The sequence below is a fragment of the Gaoshiqia hydrogeniformans genome (genome assembly GCF_049347105.1).
In the GTDB taxonomy this organism is placed as follows: domain Bacteria; phylum Bacteroidota; class Bacteroidia; order Bacteroidales; family Prolixibacteraceae; genus Gaoshiqia; species Gaoshiqia hydrogeniformans.
This window is the reverse complement of the sequence record NZ_CP186334.1, coordinates 999166-1019122: the sequence shown is the minus strand read 5'-3', so window position 1 is coordinate 1019122 and position 19957 is coordinate 999166. Positions and strand designations below refer to the sequence as shown.

General features: G+C 49.3%; 11 protein-coding genes. 3 read left to right on the top strand and 8 right to left on the bottom strand.

What is annotated here, in order from left to right:
- Window positions 1-9: 9 nt before the first annotated feature.
- Window positions 10-1056 carry a M20 family metallo-hydrolase gene (locus ACOIT5_RS04270; RefSeq protein WP_423129227.1) on the bottom strand — a complete coding sequence of 349 codons (1047 nt, stop codon included), beginning with the start codon at window positions 1054-1056 and terminating at the stop codon, window positions 10-12.
- 249 nt (window positions 1057-1305) lie between these two features.
- On the opposite strand from ACOIT5_RS04270, the gene speA reads away from it, so the two are divergent.
- Window positions 1306-3198 carry a biosynthetic arginine decarboxylase gene (speA, locus tag ACOIT5_RS04265; protein ID WP_423129226.1) on the top strand — a complete coding sequence of 631 codons (1893 nt, stop codon included), beginning with the start codon at window positions 1306-1308 and terminating at the stop codon, window positions 3196-3198.
- Window positions 3199-3551: 353 nt separating this feature from the next.
- Window positions 3552-4751: an aminotransferase class I/II-fold pyridoxal phosphate-dependent enzyme gene (locus ACOIT5_RS04260; RefSeq protein ID WP_423129225.1), complete on the top strand. Its 1200-nt coding sequence runs from the start codon at window positions 3552-3554 to the stop codon at window positions 4749-4751.
- A gap of 7 nt (window positions 4752-4758) precedes the next feature.
- On the opposite strand, the gene ACOIT5_RS04255 is transcribed toward ACOIT5_RS04260, so the two are convergent.
- From ACOIT5_RS04255 to ACOIT5_RS04230, 6 genes are read right to left on the bottom strand one after another with little or no spacing between them, the layout of a single operon-like run.
- Complete coding sequence (locus ACOIT5_RS04255) at window positions 4759-5814, bottom strand: GNAT family N-acetyltransferase (protein WP_423129224.1); 1056 nt, start codon at window positions 5812-5814, stop codon at window positions 4759-4761.
- Window positions 5783-7798 (bottom strand): penicillin acylase family protein, encoded by a 2016-nt coding sequence (locus ACOIT5_RS04250; protein ID WP_423129223.1) that lies wholly within the window; start codon window positions 7796-7798, stop codon window positions 5783-5785. Before ACOIT5_RS04250 ends, ACOIT5_RS04255 begins: the two co-directional genes overlap by 32 nt.
- A complete protein-coding gene (locus ACOIT5_RS04245; RefSeq protein ID WP_423129222.1) occupies window positions 7785-8924 on the bottom strand; it encodes a DUF3419 family protein in 1140 nt (379 codons plus the stop codon). Before ACOIT5_RS04245 ends, ACOIT5_RS04250 begins: the two co-directional genes overlap by 14 nt.
- A 4-nt stretch (window positions 8925-8928) precedes the next feature.
- A complete protein-coding gene (locus ACOIT5_RS04240) occupies window positions 8929-13398 on the bottom strand; it encodes an aminotransferase class III-fold pyridoxal phosphate-dependent enzyme (RefSeq protein WP_423129221.1) in 4470 nt (1489 codons plus the stop codon).
- 34 nt (window positions 13399-13432) lie between these two features.
- A complete protein-coding gene (locus ACOIT5_RS04235; protein WP_423129220.1) occupies window positions 13433-14611 on the bottom strand; it encodes a radical SAM/SPASM domain-containing protein in 1179 nt (392 codons plus the stop codon).
- A gap of 27 nt (window positions 14612-14638) precedes the next feature.
- Window positions 14639-16327 carry a hypothetical protein gene (locus tag ACOIT5_RS04230; protein ID WP_423129219.1) on the bottom strand — a complete coding sequence of 563 codons (1689 nt, stop codon included), beginning with the start codon at window positions 16325-16327 and terminating at the stop codon, window positions 14639-14641.
- Between the two features lie 347 nt (window positions 16328-16674).
- On the opposite strand from ACOIT5_RS04230, the gene katG reads away from it, so the two are divergent.
- Complete coding sequence (gene katG / locus ACOIT5_RS04225; RefSeq protein WP_423129218.1) at window positions 16675-18888, top strand: catalase/peroxidase HPI; 2214 nt, start codon at window positions 16675-16677, stop codon at window positions 18886-18888.
- A 649-nt stretch (window positions 18889-19537) separates the two neighbouring features.
- Here the strand turns inward: katG and ACOIT5_RS04220 are convergent.
- Window positions 19538-19915 carry a winged helix-turn-helix transcriptional regulator gene (locus ACOIT5_RS04220; protein WP_423129217.1) on the bottom strand — a complete coding sequence of 126 codons (378 nt, stop codon included), beginning with the start codon at window positions 19913-19915 and terminating at the stop codon, window positions 19538-19540.
- Window positions 19916-19957 lie beyond the last annotated feature (42 nt).

The window sequence follows — 19957 nt, the reverse complement described above, 5'->3', positions numbered from 1 at the left end:
ACCAACCGGTCACAAGTTCAGGTTTTCCAGTAGTCTTTTGTAAATGTCAAAACCCTGTTCCATCTCCGAAATCAGGATATATTCATCGGCTGTATGCGATCGGGCGCTGTCGCCCGGACCAATCTTAATCGAAAGGAAGGGCATCACGGCCTGATCGGATGTCGTCGGCGAACCGTAACAGGACAAACCAATTTTAACTCCCCGTTGCACCAACGGATGATCCAGGGGGATGCCCGAACTGTTCAGCTTAAACGAACGGGCTTTCACTTCAGCCGAAATTAATCCGCGGATCATCTCAAACGCCTGTTGGTTCGAATAAAACTCATTGGTGCGCACATCAACCACAAACGTGCAGTTATCGGGCACCACGTTGTGCTGATAACCGGCATTGATTTGGGTAACCGACAGTTTTACCGCGCCAAGCATCTCCGATACGTTTTCGAATTGGTAATTCCGGAGGATCTGGATATCGTCGATGGCTTTATACAAGGCATTCTCGCCTTCGTTTCGCGCCGCGTGCCCCGCTTTGCCGTGTGCCACACAGTCGAGCACCATCAAGCCTTTTTCGGCAACAGCCATTTGCATTTGAGTGGGCTCGCCGACAATTGCCAGATCAACCGGCCCAAGGTCGCCGATCAGGCTCTCCATCCCGTTGGTGCCCGAGACTTCTTCTTCGGCCGATGCGGCAAAAATCAGGTTGAACGGCAACTCATGCTGCTCATTAAAATAAACAAATACCGCCAGCAGGGTCACCAGCGATGCTCCCGCGTCGTTGCTGCCCAGCCCGAAAAGCCGGTCGCCGTCCCGCCCGGCCCCGAAAGGGTCTTTCGTCCAGTTTTTCACTGGTTTTACCGTATCGATATGGGAATTCAGCAATACCACCGGCTTTCCTTCCTGCCAGCTCTTGTTGCGCAACCAGGTATTATTGGCTTTCGTTGAGAACGACAGGCCTTTTGCCGATAAAAACGCACGAACCAGGCTTGCTACCGCTTCTTCCTCGCCACTGAAAGAGGGTGTTTGAATCATCCGGCTTAACAGTTGAATGTATTCTTTCATTGTTCGGGATTAATAAAAACAAATGTAATAATGTTTCGTAAAGAAACAGACAGTTCCCCGCAACTGGCTTCAGGTTATTGTATACGGCACCGTGATTTCTTTTCGGTTGTACCGGATAAAATTGTAAATTGTAGCGATTTAATTTTCAGAAAATTCAATTTCTGAAAAGGTTTGAGAACCTGTAAAAAAACTATATTTGGCGTTCAAAAAAATTAACCTTGTTTTTAATTAGTTATTAGGATAATAAGAATGAGAAAATGGCGCATTGAGGACACGGAGGAACTCTACAACATCAACGGTTGGGGGATCAACTATTTTTCGGTGAATGATAAAGGAAATGTGGTGGTTACCCCGCAAAAAGGCGGACCTCAGATTGATTTAAAAGAACTGATTGATGAGCTGCAAGTGCGGGATGTAGCTTTACCTCTGTTGGTTCGTTTCCCGGATATCCTGAACAGTCGGATTGAAAAAATGACGAATTGTTTCAGAACTGCGGCCAAAGAATATGACTACAAGGCGAACAACTTTATCATTTACCCGATTAAAGTAAACCAAATGCGCCCGGTGGTTGAAGAAATTGTCAGTCACGGACAAAAATTTAACATTGGCCTCGAAGCCGGTTCAAAGCCCGAACTTCATGCCGTCATCGCCATCAACACCGACAGCGATTCGTTGATCATTTGCAACGGCTACAAAGATGAAGATTACATTGAACTGGCCCTGCTGGCACAAAAAATGGGACGCCGCATTTTTGTGGTCGTTGAGAAACTGAACGAACTGAAACTTATTGCAAAAGTGGCCAGGCGACTGAAAATCAAACCTAACCTGGGGATCCGCATTAAACTGGCCAGCAGCGGAAGCGGCAAATGGGAAAACTCGGGAGGCGATGTCAGCAAATTCGGGCTAACCTCTAGCGAGGTGCTCGAAGCCGTGGATTTTCTGGATAAAAACCACCTGCGCGACTGCCTGAAACTTGTTCATTTCCATATTGGCAGCCAGGTAAACAAAATACGTCGCATCAAAATTGCCCTGCGCGAATCGGCCCAGTTTTATGTCGAGTTGTGCAAACTTGGCTTCAATATCGAATTTGTTGACATTGGCGGCGGCCTGGGCGTCGATTACGACGGGACGCGCTCGGCAAACCGCGAAAGCAGCGTGAATTACAGCATCCAGGAATACGTGAACGACGCCGTCTCTACCATGGTGGATGCCAGCGATAAAAATAACATTCCCCATCCGAACATAATCACCGAATCGGGCCGTTCGTTAACCGCCCATCATTCGGTACTGATTTTTGAAGTATTGGAGTCGGCAACCCTTCCCAGTTGGGACGAGGATGTTGAAATGAATGAAAGCGACCACGAGCTGGTTCAGGAATTATACGAGCTGTGGGAATCACTGAACCAACCGCGGATTCTGGAAGCCTGGCACGATGCCCAGCAAATTCGCGAAGAAGCCCTGGACCGGTTCAGCTTTGGCCTGATCGACCTGAAAACCCGGGCGCAAATTGAGCGTTTGTTCTGGTCAATTGCCCGCGAAATTTACCAGATGACCAACAAAATGAGGCATATCCCCGAAGAACTCATGTCAATGTCGAAATTGCTTTCAGATAAATATTTCTGTAATTTTTCGCTGTTTCAGTCGTTACCCGACTCCTGGGCCATCGACCAGATTTTTCCGATTATGCCCATTCACCGCTTAGACGAGAAACCCGACCGCTCGGCGACCTTGCAGGACATTACCTGCGACTCGGACGGGAAAATCGACAATTTCATTTCAACCCGGAACATATCGTACGATTTGCCGGTGCACTCACTCAAAGCCCGCGACCCGTATTACATCGGCGTTTTTCTTGTCGGCGCCTACCAGGAAATTCTGGGCGATTTGCACAACCTGTTTGGCGACACAAACGCGGTTCATGTATCGGTTAACGGCGATACCTACAGCATCGACCAGGTGATTGACGGGGAAACCGTCGCCGAAGTACTGGATTACGTCCAGTACAACCCGAAAAAGATGGTTCGTATGGTCGAAACATGGGTAACTACCTCGGTAAAATCGGGCAAAATTACAGCCGAAGAAGGTAAAGAATTCCTGTCGAACTACCGCTCGGGCTTGTACGGCTACACCTACCTGGAATAATGTTAATCCAATAATTTTGACCGATCGGAAAAAGGCTGTATGAAAAGTTTAAAGATTTACTTTTCATACAGCCTCTTTTTTTCTCGAAACAAAATCTCCGACCCACCCTCCGAAGAACTTCGTTTGTTCAAGAAGGGTTTGGGAGGGTCGGGAAACAAAGCCGGAATTAATAACGGTGAGAGCTTCATTCATTCAAAAAATTCTGCCTATTTTTATAAAAAATCAGGCTCAGCCATGACACAACCCGCACACTCTCCCTTACCGAAGAAAATGGAGCTTTATCCAGCGAACCGGAGCAACTGAGCCTGAAATTTGTCGACCTGCGTACCAATCACAGCCTAAAATTAACTACCATGGACAGCGGCAATTATCACTTTAAACTTCCCGAAACCATCTGGCCCATCGCGTGGGGCAAAGAACAAGGATTGTATTTTTATCTTGAGGCGATTGAAGAGCTTCGCGGGGGCCGTGTGTTGGTGAAAGACCGGGGTGAGATGATCATGTTGAGTTCATATTCATACCTGGGTTTACTGGGGCATCCGACCATTGAAGCGGCGGCCGTTCAGGCGGTTCAGCGGTATGGCACCGGCGCCCATGGGGTGCGCTTGTTGGCCGGAACGCTTCCCTTACACGAGGAACTGGAAACGAAAATCGCCCAATTCAAAAAAACGGAAGCAGCCGTGGTTTATTCCAGCGGCTACCTGGCCAACCTGTCGGCGATTTCGGCTGTCGTATCGCGCGATGACCTGGTTTTTTGCGATAAGCTCGACCATGTCAGTATCCGGGATGGCTGCCAGTTATCCGGCGCCGGCTGTATCCGTTTCAGGCATAACGAAATGGCCCACCTGGAGGATTGCCTGCGAAAAGCCGATCCGAAAAAGAAAAAGCTGGTGGTGGTTGACGCCGTGTTTAGCATGGATGGCGATATTGCAAATTTGCCGGAGATCAGCCGTTTATGTCGTCAATACGGGGCTCTTTTGATGGTCGACGAGGCGCATTCGCTTGGCGTTTTGGGTGCAGATGGTCGGGGAATTGACGAGTATTTTGGCCTGGCGCCCGATACCATCGATGTTAAAATGGGCACCCTAAGCAAAACAATACCGGCAATGGGCGGTTACATCGCTGGTTGTTCCGAATTAATCAACCTGTTAAAACATAATTCGCGCGGTTTTATTTTTTCGGCAGCGCTGGCTCCCCCGCTTGCGGCGGCGGCCCTGGCGTCGTTCGACCTGATTTTACGGGAACCCGGACGGATTTGCCGCTTACAGGCAAACATGCGGCATTTCCGCGATAGGCTGAGGGAAAAAGGGTTTAACCTGTTGAATACCGAAACGCCTATTATGCCGGTTATTTGCGGCGACGACCAAAAAGCCTGGAGAATGGCCAAATATTGTCAGGATGAAGGTTTATTCGTTCATGGGATCCCGTCGCCGGTTGTTCCCCGGGGGAGGGCGCGCCTTCGTGCCATTGTTACCGCCGCGCATACAGACGCCGACATCGGTTATTGCCTGGAGGTGATCGAAAAGGCCGGCCGCTTAGCCGGAATAATCTGATGGGGTATCATACGAGTGAATAATCTTCGAAGATCACACCTGCTTTTAGTTCTTTCAACAGATTTTCATTTCCTTTTAAACTGCTTGCCCAAAGTTTTGAATAGAAGCTGAAGCCCGGTAATCCCTGGCGGATTGATTGAAGCTTGTCTGCCGGATGCAAAGCCAGGGTCAGGAAGATAAACCGGTCGCGGTAAAGCAAATACCTGGCATGGGCAATCAGCCGGTTTAATCCGTCCAGGCATCCGGGGAGGACGGCCAGGCGTTTCATATTGATCAGGCGAATAGGCTCTCCTTTTTGCGGAAGCCGGAATGCCGGCAGCAGGGCGGAACTCAATTGGCTGGTACGGCAAAGAAGATTGAGGGATAAAGGCAAATTCACGATGATATTTTGCTTAAACCACGAATAGTCGGCCAATGTGAGCGCTGCCGTATATTGTCCGTTTTTCTTAGTCGCCAGGTTGATTTTACCCGCCAGCTCGTCTGGTTTGCTGAAAGGGGCCAGGGTGTAATTGTTTGCGCAGGCATTATAAAAATCAGCTAACTGTTCCAGTTCTTCATCCGCGACCGGCATAACCGGCAAGTTGTTTTTTGCCGGTTTAACGGGGCGTGGTAAAAACTGAAACACGCGGAATGTGGCCATTTCCACAAAAGGAGGCATACCCAGCCTGCCGTCAAAAAAAGCCTCGACCGGGTCATTCCCCAAAACGGTTGTACAAAGCAAAAGGTCGGCATCAACCGAAATCAGGTGTTCATTCAGCCCTTTTATTAAGCGAAAAGCAAGCCTGGTCCGCTGATGATCGGGATGAACTTTGAAATCGCTGATATAGTGGACCAGGGAGGGCCGACCGACGAGCAAAGTCTGGTGAGTGCTGACAGCGATCGACCCAACAATTTCGCCGTTGTTTTCGGCTACCAGCATAAAAAAAGGCCCCCGTTCGCGAAGTAAGGCGAAAAAATCGGGTTGCCGTTCAATCCGCAGTTCAATGATTCCTTTCATCGGTGTGAGGGCGGTTAACCTTAACAGGCTTTCGTTATCGGCCGGTTTTGCTTCGCGGATGTGCATGGTGTTTACTTTTTTCGAAAAAATAAAGGTCTGCTTTTTTTAGCTTGCCGGCAGCAAACAAAGGCATCTGATCGGCATAATGAGGGCTGTTGGCGCATTCGGAAGCGCCGTAAGGGACAATCGATTCAATCTCGGTCCTCGCCTCCGAGAAGCGCACAAACTGGATATACGAATCGCCGCCTTCCATCCTGAAGGTTCCTTTTTTATCTTTTTCCAGGAAGGTGGCTGCCAGGTTTTCGGGCAACCCGGGTACGGGAATCCTGGTTTTTCCCCTGACCAGAAACTGGAGCCGGCCAAGCGGGATCTCAAGGTTTCCGAAATAGTGTAACAGGTGTTTTTGTGATTTTCGCAGGCTGTCGGCAAAAACCTTTTCCGGGATGCGGTTGGCCTGCCCGCGCAAAAAATGATCGTCGATATAAACAACCAGGTGGTAAAGTAATACCGCCATCAGCGAAGCCTGTTTATTTTCAGGGTCGGCTTTCCGGTTCCACCTCCGAATGACCGAGATACTTTTGCGCAGGTCGGGATAGTCCGAAAAACAGGTATCCAGTAACTCGTCGATGTTTTCAATACTGAAGGTGTATAAACGATCCCGGGTAAACTGCCGGTCATATTTCCACGCTTTTACTTCGGCATAAGAAATTTTCCGGTTGTCTGCATGTTTCATGATCTCTTTGAACCTCAAGCCCCGGTTGCTTTCCAGCTCAATAAATCCGAAGGAAGGGTCAAACTGTTCCGGTTTCAGGTTTTCAGCTTCGGCTGTGGCAAAAAAGGGTGGATTGTTGGTATTGTAGATATATCCGCAGTCCGGGTTTTCCAGTTGAGGCAGGTCTTCAAGCGGGTGAAATACCGGTTCCCACAAGCCCCGCGAGGTATTGCCCGGTAAAATTTTCAGGTCGTTGAATTCCGGGTTCCGGTAGGGAAAAAGTCCGTTGCTGATAAAGAACAAGTGATCTTCGCGGTCGGCATAAATCAGGTTTTGCGACGCCAATCCCTGCATGGACAAGGCGTGTTTAAATTCCTGTAAGTTTTTTGCCTTTCCCATCCGGTAAAATTGTTCGGCGGCTTTGATGCAAAAGCGGGCGGGAAAGCGCAGGGCGAAACAGCCCGATTTATTATTGACGGTGATCCCGAATTGGCTTTGAAAATATTTTTTGCGAATGGGAAAAGCAAACGGGCCGAGCTTCATTTTTGTCTTGAAGGTCAGCGGTTTGAGTCGTTCCAACGAGCCGTCCAGCAGGTATTGCACCGGGTCATCCGGATGGATTTGCAGTTGGTAGGTGTCGGCAAAATTTGCATAGTTGTTGGTTGGGCTCCAGGCCAGGTAAGGGCTTGCCCCAAACAAGGGAGTGACGCCCGGCGAGTAGGTTGCTCCCAGGATATTCCACCCTTCGTCGCTGCACAGGTGCGCTTCGTAAAAAGCCCAGGGCCCGCTGATTGGCTGATGAACATTCGATACCAGCAGGGTTTTGTCATCCTCCATCCGCTTGCGGCTAAACGCGAAAGCATTGGATCCCTCCGGCAGCTTCTCCATTTTGTTCCCGGCAACTTTCGCCAGCGCGTAAATCGCTCCCGAGGTAAAGGTTTGGGTCAGGATATAGCCTTTCAGCACATCCTGCTCCGAAACCGGAAATAGTCTTTTATATTTGACGGCCGCCGGATGTTGCTTCGCGTAATCGTTCAGCCCTTTTACTCCGGCCGACAGTACTTTTTTGAAGTCAGACGAAACCGATTGCTCCCATTGGTCGTTCAGCAGTTCATCGGCACGGATCAAAAAAACCAGCACATCGCTGCCGATGCCTTTGTAGCCGGTCATTTCGGCCTGTCGTTCCCGGATTACCATAAAGGCTTCCTGCAGTCCCTCAAAGTTGTCTTCCGCACGGGCCCACGATAATCCGTAGGCCGCGTCGGCATCGGTCTTTCCCCAAATATGTGGCATGCCCCATTCATCGCGTTCAATCCGGAGATGATTACTGATGGTCATGACTCGTGAATTTAGGCGCGTGCATGACTGTTTCATCCAATGGCACGCCGGTGTAACTGACGGGAACCAGCGTATAAAACGGGTAACGGTCTGTTTTGATCAGGTTTTCGCCTTTGCCGGGCTGTTCTGTAAAAAAAGACTGCAGATCGATTGGTATCGGTTGGTGAAAATGAATGTAGCGGACAGATAATAAACTTTCGGGCGCCGCTTTTTGATGAATCAGCCGGAAGACTTCCCGGAACTCGCCGGGGCTCATCCAATCGCCAATGTTGGAGAGGTGAAACTTGTTGAAATGACGAGGCGGGTAAACGTGCAGACATTCCGAGAAAGAATGTTGCCGAAAGTAAAGCTGATGTTGCCGCTCCCTCAGTTTTTCCTGCCCCGGAGGTTGAAGAAATTCGGGTAAGGCTTCCATAAAAAGAACCTGGCCAAAAAAGGTGTGTTGGAAAAAATAATTTGACCGGCAGGGCGTGGCGGTACAAAAGTCGCGCAAACGACCGTAAAAAAAAGCCGCCATATCAATTTCACTCTGGTTGGAAAGTCCCTTTTCATGGATGCCCCGGTTTTTATAGATCCGGGGGTGAAAAATAATTTTAAACAGGCCTTTTAATAAAATTGAACTCAGTTCCCGGTCGAAGACGACTTCCTGTTCGCCGACGTTCTCGCAGGCCAATAAGCGGTTCAGGTTTCTTTTTCCCAAAATCAGCCGGGCGATCAGCCGGAAGCGGGAGATGTATTGCTCAAAGCGTCCGGCCTTGATAGCCCCCTTTTCGATCACAGCCGGGTATTTGTTCCAAAAATGGCTTTCTTCGGGGCTGAGATCTTTTTGAAGCCGGGCAAATTGCCTTTTTCGCTCTGTTTGGTCCATGTTCATATATCCCAGAAAACCCGCCGCTTTTTCGGATGGTAAATGCAAGGCGGCCAAAAGTTTGAGTTTACCAAGAAAAATCTGGTTCGGGTCGGTGTCTGCCGCGGTGATCTCTGCCTGGCGCATTGCCAGCAGGTTTAGCGGCACTTCGCCGGCGCTCGCAATACAAAGCAGGCGGTCTCCGTCGTTTAATCCCAGCATCTGACGTTCGGTGCAGGCGTCTTCCTGCGATATCCCGTAGTTAAATAAAGCCTTCATCGTGCTATTTTGGGTTAAAACTTTTTACCGGGCCTATTTTCCGGTATAAATCTTGTTTCTCGGCCAGATTCATCATGGCCACCACCTCGTCGTAACGGATGGCGCCTTTCAGGTGAAGTTCATTCGGCTGAAGGGCGCAGAGTATAGTCTCAGCTGCGCAGCAAAACGCGGTGCCGGCAGGTGTGTGCGAACTCATTTTGAGCGTGGGGTCGTGCGGCAGGCTTACGTAGGCCGCAAATGGCAACAGGCTTACGTTAGGCATGGCGGCTACCGCTTTGGACACTGCCGAAGGAATCGAAACATCTGAAATGATCACCTTCCGGTTTGCAGGGATGTGATGGGGAAATAAAAGAGGCGCATTGCTGTTGGTTGCAACAACAATCACATCGGCCTGTTGGCAGTCGTGCAAACTGGTTGATGTTTCCAGAACCGGCGAACCGGGGCGATGGTTGTTTTTCATCATCAGTCCGAGGGTGTTTTTTAATTTCTTTTCTCTTCGTCCCAACAGGATAATCTTCGCCACCCGGAGCGGGTTTTTCATGAAATATTCTACCACGGCCGAACCAATATTTCCGGATGCTCCGATGACCACCAGGGTTGATTTCTCAGGGAAATCGGTTGCCTCGTCCATCTTCCGAAGAATTTGTTTAATGCCGGTGGCTACCGTTAAGGTATTTCCGCTGATCACTTTGGCCCCGTTTGGGGCAACTACCGAAAGGGCATTATTGGTAAGAATGGAGGAGAAGCCGCCCAAACTAATAAATCGGGCGCCTTCTTTGGCGGCGAGTTCGGCTGTCTCCTGGATCTTCCCGGTAATTTTTTGCCGCTTGCCGTCGAGGCAGAGGCGTTCCAGGCTTGCGGCATCGGCGGGAAGGGCATAAAAGGTAAAATGGATCCGCTGGTTGAAGATATTCTTTGAAAAGATTTTCACCGGTCTCCATTCCAGCAGCTGCTGCAACTTGTTGAAAAGAATATACAACCCGGTGTCCGAAGCCTTGACCAGGTCCGGTTCAAGCGCCCTTAACTCTTCTGCGACATAAGCAAAATGAGCGATAAAAGCGACTTGAACGGCTCCGGCTGCAGGCGGTTCATCTAGGGTGAGGATAGGCCCGCCTGCAACCGGAACACCCTTGTTGTCGTCAAACGGATCATCATCCATCAGCGGTTGGAGCAGTTCGTAAAATGCATTTCGGTCCAGCAGCTCGCATAAATCGTCGAGCCCGCCAACCAGCTTCCTGATTTCATTTTTTGTGATATAGGCTGAAGGTTCCACCCGCAGGGTATTTGGCGCCGAAAGTGACGGGAATATCCGGATCTGGTGCTTTTTGAGCAGGTAGGCCGAATAAAGGTAGCCGGCCCGTTCCGATTGGCAAAGTGTGCGGAGAAGCAGGCAGTCGTCCTGGTTAAAATGCCTGAATCTGATCCCGGCGAGTAAGCCCCTTCCGCCTATGCCTGCAATGATCCTGGGATACTTGCGCTGTAACTTCAGCAATTGTCTGTTGAGGTAACCGCCTGCCTCCCTTGCCCGCTCGGCCAGGTGTTGTTCCGAAATAAGGCTGATGGTACGTAGCGCAATTTTGGAAGCGAGGCCGCTGTTGGCAAAGGTGGATACAAAGTCGCGCTGAAAACCTGGCTGAAAGCGTTCCTCGGCGATAAGCACGGCTGAAATTTTTGCCATGTTCCCGCCCAGGGCTTTACCAAACAGGTAATAATCGGCCGGAATATCCGGGAAGGTAATAAAGCTCCCGGTACGCCCCAGGCCGCTTTGAATTTCATCCAGGATCAGCGGGAACTCAAACCGGTTTAAATGCGCAAGGACTTCACGATTGACCAGGCGCACGCCTCCCTCGCCCTGAACAGGTTCGGCAATGGCCGCCAGGATCGTGGAGAAAAACTGTTGCTCCACCTGCCAGTCACCATTCTTCCAAACCAGTTTATTGATGAAAATCCCTGCCTCGCTGATGATTTGATCTATCCGGCTTGCCCAGTCTTCGGCTTCATCATCTACAAACAAGCTGCGGACGGCCAGCAGCGGGTTAAACTTTTCTTTTGATAAACCGGTATGCAGCAGTGATCGTGCACCTGATGTGTTGCCGTGAAAAGCGTGCTTCAGCCCGATAACAACCGGCTTACACTGGTTCAACCGTTCGAAATTTTCTCTCCAGCTTGCATAAAATAAGGATGGGGCCATGCCGCGGCCTGCCTGGAACTGAGACCTGCAAATCCGGCTTAAGCGCTTCCTCAGCTCTATCCAGGCGTGGTGCAGGGCCAGTTCAACGGCTTCGCTGCCGGTTGATACCAGCTGAACCCGGTAACTTCGTCCGGTAAGTGTGCTGACCTCGCGATTCAGCGCCCGGGCCAGTAAACCGGCATATTGCTGGATGCTCAGCTGATCGGAAACAGCGACCTCGTCTTCTTTCAAAAACCGGCGGACGAGCTTTTTGATTTCGGGATGATTGTGTCCCAGAAAATTGGTTCCATAACCTCCGGTAAAGTCGAGTATCGGGATTTCTTGTTGAAAACGATAAGTGAACAGCGTGTCTTTTTTCCCGCGGTGATAGCTGTAATCCATGCCCAGTATGTTCAGAAACCGGCCGATATACGGACTGAGGTAATGCCTGAATGCATGGTCTTTCCCGCAGCGCTTATCCACTTGCACCAGGCTGGGGTGCCGGATGCCGTAATGTTTTAACAGTTCGAATAAAGTCCTGTAACGCTCTTTCAGCAGGAACGAAGAAACGTTGCCCTTGTTGGTCAGGGGAGGATTGTCGTTGACCAGCGCCAATTGCCTGACGGTAAAGTGTTGGTATTCGAAAGGAGGTAACTGGCTTTCCAATTGGTGGTTAATGCTTGAAATCAGGTTGGCGTGCCGGTTCAGGATTGATATGTCGTGCACGGTTCCTTCGGGCAGTTGCGGGTTGTTGATAAACAGAAGCAGCCCGAGTCCCGGATCTTCTTCAAAAGGAATAAATGTGTGGTGAACGGTATGCTGAAATACTTCCCGGTAGTTTTTCCGGATAAAAGGCAGCGGAACTTTTACCCCAAAACCATCGTTGAGAAAATCCTGTTTTTCCCGTCCGGTGTAATATAACTTTCCCGTCCGGTACTGCACGATATCCCCGGTATAATAAAAACCGGAATTTTCATGAAAAAAAGACTGATTGCCGCGCAGAATCCGGTAGTGCATAAACGGCGCACGGAAATGCAACCGGTAATAGTCGTCGAAAGAGTCCAGTTTTTCTAAGCCGATTTCCACGCCGGGCAGAGGTAAACCCATCGGGAATTCGTTTGTCCAGGCGTTTTCGTGCAGGTCATTATCCATTAAGGTGTTGAGTACCTGTTGGGTCTCGGTGGTTCCAAAGGCGTTGTGCATATGAATGTTAAACGCGTCAAACAGTAGTCCGGCAGTTTGAAGGTCGAAGGGTGCGCCACTGGAGATGAATTGCTTAAAGGAAGCGCCTAAGGACTGTTTCAGCTTTGGAAAATTCCGTACCAGTTCGAGCAACAGGCGGTAAACCGACGGGCCGCCGGTGATGTGGTTCGGTTGCATCTTTTCAAGCAAAAAAGCTACCGTCTCGGGTTTTTCGAGAAACCAGGATGTACTGATCAGGCAAACGGCTTGCCCTGTCCACAGGGCATTAAATAACTGGCGGATGCCCATCGTGTGCGTGAATAATGGCGTAAAGCCCCTTCCTCCCAGGAGTTCGGGATGAAAAAGGCCCGCGCTTTGCCAGCTTTGGCAGCTTTGCAAAAAAGCAATTTGCTGATAGGTTACCATATCGGGAACGCCGGTTGAGCCGGAGGTGGAGATGACCAGTACCTCATCATCGGCCTGACCTAAATCCGTTAAATGTACGTCAGGTATTTTCCGGTCGCTTATTTCGCCTGCGGTAGCCTGCAACAACAGCTTCCGGATACCGAAATCGGCTTCGGTATCCAACAGGAGAAGGTTCTTTTCGCTGGCCATGTTCGTGATCAGGCGCATCTGTTCGCGTTCCAAAAAATGGCTATGCAGGTTTTGAAGTTCCGTATTCTGTGTAATGATGGCTTTACATTGCCATTGACCGATCCATTTCGGGAACGCTTCGAGGTCGGCATACATGGGCAGCAGCACGCGGATTCCCTTAACGGTAAGCGCCAGAAACAGTAAGGCAACCGGCAATTCGCTGCAACCGTCGATGCGAACGAGGGCCACGGTGTCGCCGCGGTGCAATCCGCTTGCATCAAACGTTTTAAAAAATCGGCAGACGATCTGACGTACCTGTTGCAGCGACAAGGCGATGTAAGCGGAGTCAAGATGACTGCAAAACAAATGACAATCCTCGGACCGGTGAGACAACTTATTAAACAGCAATTCACCCAACGATCTTATTTTCAGCGTTTGTAAGGGCAGGGCTGCTTTGATGGTGATTTCAAAGGCGGCAGGGGCGGCGGTTTTTGTTTTTTCAGACGGGTTCATAGCGCTTTCGTTCATAAACGGGTATGATGAAATAGGTTCGTCCCGTCTCCTAATCCCAAAAAAAGGGATGTGAGATCGGGTTAAATTGAAGACAACCGGTTTTTTGCATTTTTGAAACAGACTCTTCAAGCGGTTCTTTCAAACAATGTCCAACGGCATTCTGGCAAAACGGACAGGCATGAAGATAACCATCGGTATCGACGTAAAGAAAGCGTTTCCCGCCGCCAAAACAACCCGATCTTCGCTGATGATAACCTGCATACATCACCGACGGCAGATTCCTGTAGGCCGGATTGACATTTATCTCAACATGAAATTCTTCAATAGTTTCCAGTTGAAGTTGGCTTAGCTGAACGTCTTTTCCTTTAAAATGTCCGGTACTCCGGGGTTCCAGAATCTGGATGAAACCGGCGCCGAGTTCTTTGGCCATCGCGGCATATTTCCAGAGGTTCTCTTTCGAAACAAACTCTTTCGTGGCGCAGAGCGACAAGCAAAGGACCAGATCGGCCTTCCTGACGTTGCGGGAAGCCTTAACCGCCCACTCGAAAGCCGATGGATGGCCGCGAAAGGCATTGTGAAAAGCGGCATCCCAATGATCCAGACTGACATTGACGCCGGTCAGCCCGGCCTTTTTCAGCTTCAGGGCATTTTCAAAAGTCAGGTGGTAACCTGATGTAAAAAGCCAAAAGTCGGAGCTTGAATCGGCGCTTTGTAAAAGTCTCAAAACTTTTTCGAAACAAACCATCGGTTCTCCTCCGCTGATCATGATCTGACTGATTCCTCGTTGCTGGAAAAGCTTTACGATAGCCGCCAGCTCGTCAACCGACAGGTCTTCATCCTGGTTTAACCGCTCCCATTCGTAACAGTGACGGCATCGCAGGGGACACTGCTTGGTGACCCCCAGAACGATAAATTGAAGCCGGTGCGGTTTTTCCTCTTCGGAAAACAGGTGGTCCAGTTCGCTTTCCATAAACTGATCAAAGGCTTTGGAGGGCCATCCCGGCAAATGAAGCCTGAAAAAGTAACGCCCGTTTGATTTGACAGTTTTGGTTAAGCCCACATTCTCGTAAAAAGTGACATCGTACCGGCGAAGCATTGATTTTAACCCTTTATAAACAAGCACAGGCCTGGCGCAATAATGCAATGCCCGCAGAAAAACGCTGGTGCTTAAGGCTAACCTGGCTCCCTGGTTTTCTATTGCAGGTATGACTGTTTTTAGCCAATTCATGCTGGTTTTCCGATAAAGTGAATATTCCTAATATTTTGTTGTTGCTTCCAGCTGTTCAAAATAATGGTCACGGGCCAGCCGGGTAAAACGTTCGGGTTTGCTGAATTTATAAAGATAAACCAGCGACCTGCCGCGGTCCGGGTTTCCCAGGATGGTATAATGACCTTTGCTATGCAGAAAAACCGATCGTTCAACCCCTTCCCGTTGCTCAGGAACCTGGAAGATGAGTTTCGTTTCGTCGCCAATCAGCGGTTGGTTCAGGTAACTGTGGTCATCATACAGGATGTTTCCCAATACGTCGGTTGAGTTTTGATCGGTGGCCCGGAATGGCTTGATGACGGAATAACTGACGGCAGACGGGGAGCTGAAATCCAGGCTCACCTGGTCGATTTCCCAAAACAGTTGGCCGGCTACCAGCTTGATACGTATTTCCTGATGTTCAGGATCTGACAGATGGAGGGTGAGTATATCGTCCCGGAATGCCATTGGACCCGGTGGCTGAAAATAGTCGACAAACCGCCAGGTTCCGTTTTCTTCCAGGTAAACCGACAGCGGAATGCCTTGTTCCATACTCCATTTTTGTAATTCTTCAGCCGGTTTTTGGTTGAACTTGTTTTGCCATTTCGGTAATTTTTGGCCGAACATCTGAAAATAATCGGCAAATGAATCATCGAGAAGCAGGTTGTTTCGCGCCCGCAGAATAAGCTTCCCTTCCCTGCAGTTCTCCGGGACTCTGAAGCTTACAGTCAGTTCATCCATTAGCTCATCGTTGTCAGATTCGGGCAGCGGGCAATAACATAGCTGGTCGGTGTGCATCACTTTCGGCAACTGCGATTCGCCTTTTGCGTTGACCGCCGACAGCGGCTGTCTGATGTCGGAAGCGAAATAGGGGTTGCCGTATTTGTCGATGAATACGCGGGTGTTTTTGGGATGGTCAAATACAAGCAGCTCAGCCAGGTTGGTGTTCTGAATTTCTTTGGCCTGGTTGCACAGGTAGATATAGTAGTTATTTTCAACCCCTTGCAGGTTGGGAATGAACAGGTAGTCGTGCCGTTCCAGCGACGGGAAAACGGCGCCGCTGTATATTTCTCCCGTAAACGAATAGTTTTCGCCGTCGAAGCTATAAACAAACGGGCACGAAGTATATTCGCCGTCGGAAGGGGGCGGAGTGGGTTCTTCTTCTTCGCCCTCCGAAATGATGGCAATCATCACCGCCAGAGCAGCTGTAATCCCGATTGTTCCGGCAACCCACGAAGCCGTAGTGGCCCCCCGGTTTTTATCAAAAATCTCCATTTTTGTGATGTTTTCGAGAGGAATTCTTGCTACATCGGAAGAAACGGACATGTCATCCACGTACAGGTGAACATCATTCACAATCGCTGAATTGTTTTTCTTTTTGTTCTTATAGTAGCGTTTCGAAACGTTCGAATCAACCAACGACAATTGCCTGATCTTATCATCTGTAAGGGGACTCGCGAAACCTGTTAAAATGTCATTTTCAATTTTCAGATCATTCAGTTGCCAGGCAAAATCGCCCTGGTGAAGGATAAAATATTTGTTTTTGGCATTTAGCTCATCCAGATTTTGCGGCGTTAAACGGTCGTGTTCGGTTACTTTGTAGTAGAAGCAACCGGATAGAAAACCAAGGAACAGGAGAATCAGTATGGCCCGGAAAAAGTTTTTTTCATTTGGAGAGAGCTGAGTTGAATTCTTCATGGTCGGTAATGATTTTTGGATGAAAAGAAATTCTCCGTGAGAAATCATAGTAACCCGTTTAAGGTTGAAGAGCCGGTTAGTCGTCTGCTGTCATCTGATTAACGCTGTTCTTTGACCTTTTAAGTCAAATTCTGCATATAACCCGTGAACACAAAATCACTATACATTACGAAAACCGTGTAGATATGATTCGCCCGGGTTACAATAAATTTTTATAGTTACCTGAACAATCAGCCTGAAGTTCTGTTTTAGCGTAAACGTTGGTATCTGAATTGGCACAACCGCTTAATTGATAGAGATTTAAATTCTTATATATTTCATACTGTAAAGACTAAAACTACATAAATATGGAAGATGACAATAAAAACATCAGCAAGTGCCCGGTTACCGGAGCAATGAGCAAGCACAGTGTTGGAACGAGCGGAACGAAAAACCGCGATTGGTGGCCAAACCAGTTGAAGTTAACTGTTCTGCGTCAGCACTCTTCGAAGTCGAACCCCATGGGCGATGATTTTAATTACGCTGAAGAATTCAGAAGTCTGGATTTGGCAGCCGTTAAAAAAGACCTTCAGCAGTTGATGACCGATTCGCAGGATTGGTGGCCTGCAGATTTCGGGCACTACGGACCGCTTTTCATCCGTATGGCCTGGCACAGCGCAGGGACCTACCGCACGGGTGACGGACGCGGCGGCGGCGGAACCGGTCAGCAACGTTTTGCCCCGCTCAACAGCTGGCCCGACAATGTCAACCTCGATAAAGCGCGCCGGCTACTCTGGCCGATCAAACAGAAATACGGACGAAAAATCTCATGGGCCGACCTGATGATCCTTACGGGCAATGTCGCATTGGAATCAATGGGTTTCAAAACCTTTGGTTTTGGCGGCGGACGTGAAGATGTCTGGGAGCCGGAAGAAGACGTTTACTGGGGATCGGAAACCAAATGGCTGGAAGGCAAAGAACGGTACTCAGGAGAACGCGATCTTGAAAACCCGCTTGCAGCAGTGCAGATGGGATTAATCTATGTAAATCCGGAAGGTCCCGACGGGAATCCGGATCCCATTGCTGCGGCAAAAGATATCCGCGAGACCTTTGCCCGTATGGCCATGAACGATGAAGAAACCGTAGCCCTGATTGCCGGTGGGCATACCTTCGGCAAAACCCACGGCGCCGGCGATGCTGCTCATGTTGGACCTGAACCCGAAGCAGCCGGCATCGAAGAGCAGGGACTGGGATGGAAAAGCACATTTGGCACAGGAAAAGGAGGTGACGCAATTACCAGCGGCCTGGAAGTAACCTGGACCACCACGCCTACGAAGTGGAGCAACAACTTTTTCTGGAACCTGTTTGGTTATGAATGGGAACTCACCAAAAGTCCGGCAGGCGCGCATCAGTGGCAGCCAAAACACGGTTCGGGTGCGGGTACAGTGCCTGATGCCCACGACAAGTCGAAGCGTCATGCACCGGCTATGCTGACCACCGACCTGGCCCTGCGGTTCGACCCGGCTTACGAAAAGATTTCGCGGCGTTTCATGGAGAATCCGGACCAGTTTGCAGATGCTTTTGCCCGTGCCTGGTTTAAGCTTACCCACCGGGATATGGGACCAAGAGCCCGTTATTTAGGCCCCGAAGTTCCTGCCGAAGAGTTGATATGGCAAGACCCCGTGCCTGCTGTCGACCATCTGTTGATTGATGAAAAAGATATGGCAGCGCTTAAAACGACTGTATTAAACAGCGGGTTGTCCGTATCCGGATTGGTGTCGGTCGCCTGGGCTTCGGCATCCACATTCCGTGGTTCCGACAAGCGGGGCGGCGCCAATGGCGCCCGTATTCGTCTTGCTCCTCAGAAAGATTGGGAAGTAAACAATCCGGCTGAACTTAAAAAAGCGCTGGATATACTGGAGGGCATCAGGAACGAATTTAACCGTGCCCAGACCGGCGGCAAAAAAGTTTCTCTGGCCGACCTGATTGTACTTGCCGGTTGTGCCGGGGTTGAAAAAGCGGCAAAAGATGCCGGTTTTGTCGTCTCCGTTCCGTTTACCCCGGGACGCACGGATGCATCGGCCGAACAAACCGATGTTGAATCGTTTGCTGTATTGGAACCTGCAGCCGACGGCTTTAGAAATTATCTGAAAAAGCAATACACAATATCCACTGAAGAGTTGCTGGTTGACAAAGCGCAACTGCTGACCCTTACGGCTCCCGAAATGACCGTACTTGTGGGCGGTATGCGAGCGTTGAACGCCAACTGGGATCATTCGGAACTTGGCGTTTTTACAAATCGCCCGGGAACACTGACTAACGATTTTTTTATGAACCTGCTTGATATGAACACGGTTTGGGTGCCGGTATCGGATTCAAAAGAGGTATTTGAAGGCCGCGACCGGGCGTCAGGAGCCGTGAAGTGGACAGGCACCCGTGTCGATCTGATCTTCGGTTCGAACTCCGAACTCAGGGCGCTTGCCGAAGTATACGGAAGCGCTGACGCCGGACAGAAGTTTGTCAGAGACTTTGTAGCCGCATGGACCAAAGTGATGAACCTGGACCGCTTTGATTTGGCCTGACCGCTCGCCATGAACGGTGGTAAAACCAAAAAAATAGGATCTAAGCAAGAAGGTTGTCTGAAAAGGCAACCTTTTTATTTTGTTGGTTGGCCGGAAGCAGGGCCGACCAGTTCCGGCCCGGATTCCCTTCCCTTGTTTCCCGGGTTCAAAACCCCCGTAGGCCGCAGCCGGACGACAGTCCACCGCAGAAGCATCGTTATGCTGAACTTGTTTCAGCAGCTGTAGCCATTTGCCACCCAGGTGGTTGACAACAGAGATTTCAAAATAAAACGCCACTTAAAATCAGCCAATGCCTATCGAAGCAGTGCGCAGGCCGTCAATACTTGTCCCGATAAAAATCGGGAACGCCCATTGGGTGCGTCGATTTTTAATCGACGATTAATGAATGCGCGGTTGCAAACCGCGCCACCTGCTGAGAAGAACGTATTTTGATAAAAAGTGAAGGACCACAATTCTGAAAAAAGATTGCTGACTATGTCCTTCAGGACAGGATTTACTTTTTTGTATCAAAACAAAAAAGTAAACGAAAAAAGTCAAGACTGACGGTGATTTTGAAAGAAATCGAGGGGTTGTGAACAGCCGATAACTTAAGGTTGATATTTGTGAATGTTAAATTCTGTCCAAACATGATTAATCCTCAATAAGGGAATCAGGTTACGGATTGTATGTCTTTTCCTTTCAATTCTTTTTGCCTTTCTTTTACAAATTCTGAATGAATCGTTCCCCACTCTTCAATCTGACTTAAAATTGGGAGTAAACTTTTGCCAAGTGGGGTAAGATCATATTCAGATTTTTTAGGATAAACATTCTCCGAACATTTTTCAATAAGGCCAAAGAACAGCAATTCAGCCAACTGCATTTCGATAACCCGTAAGGTGGAACTTGAAATGCTTTTGTGAATTTCGATGGGGCGAATAATTCCTTTGGAAATGGCATCAATAATACAAAGTTTCCATTTGCCACCAAAAATTTTTAAAGCAACACGAATACCACAATCTAAATCTTCTTCTACTTTTTTTGCATACATACGGCCACTTTTTTATGGTTGAAAATAATCAAACAAATCAGT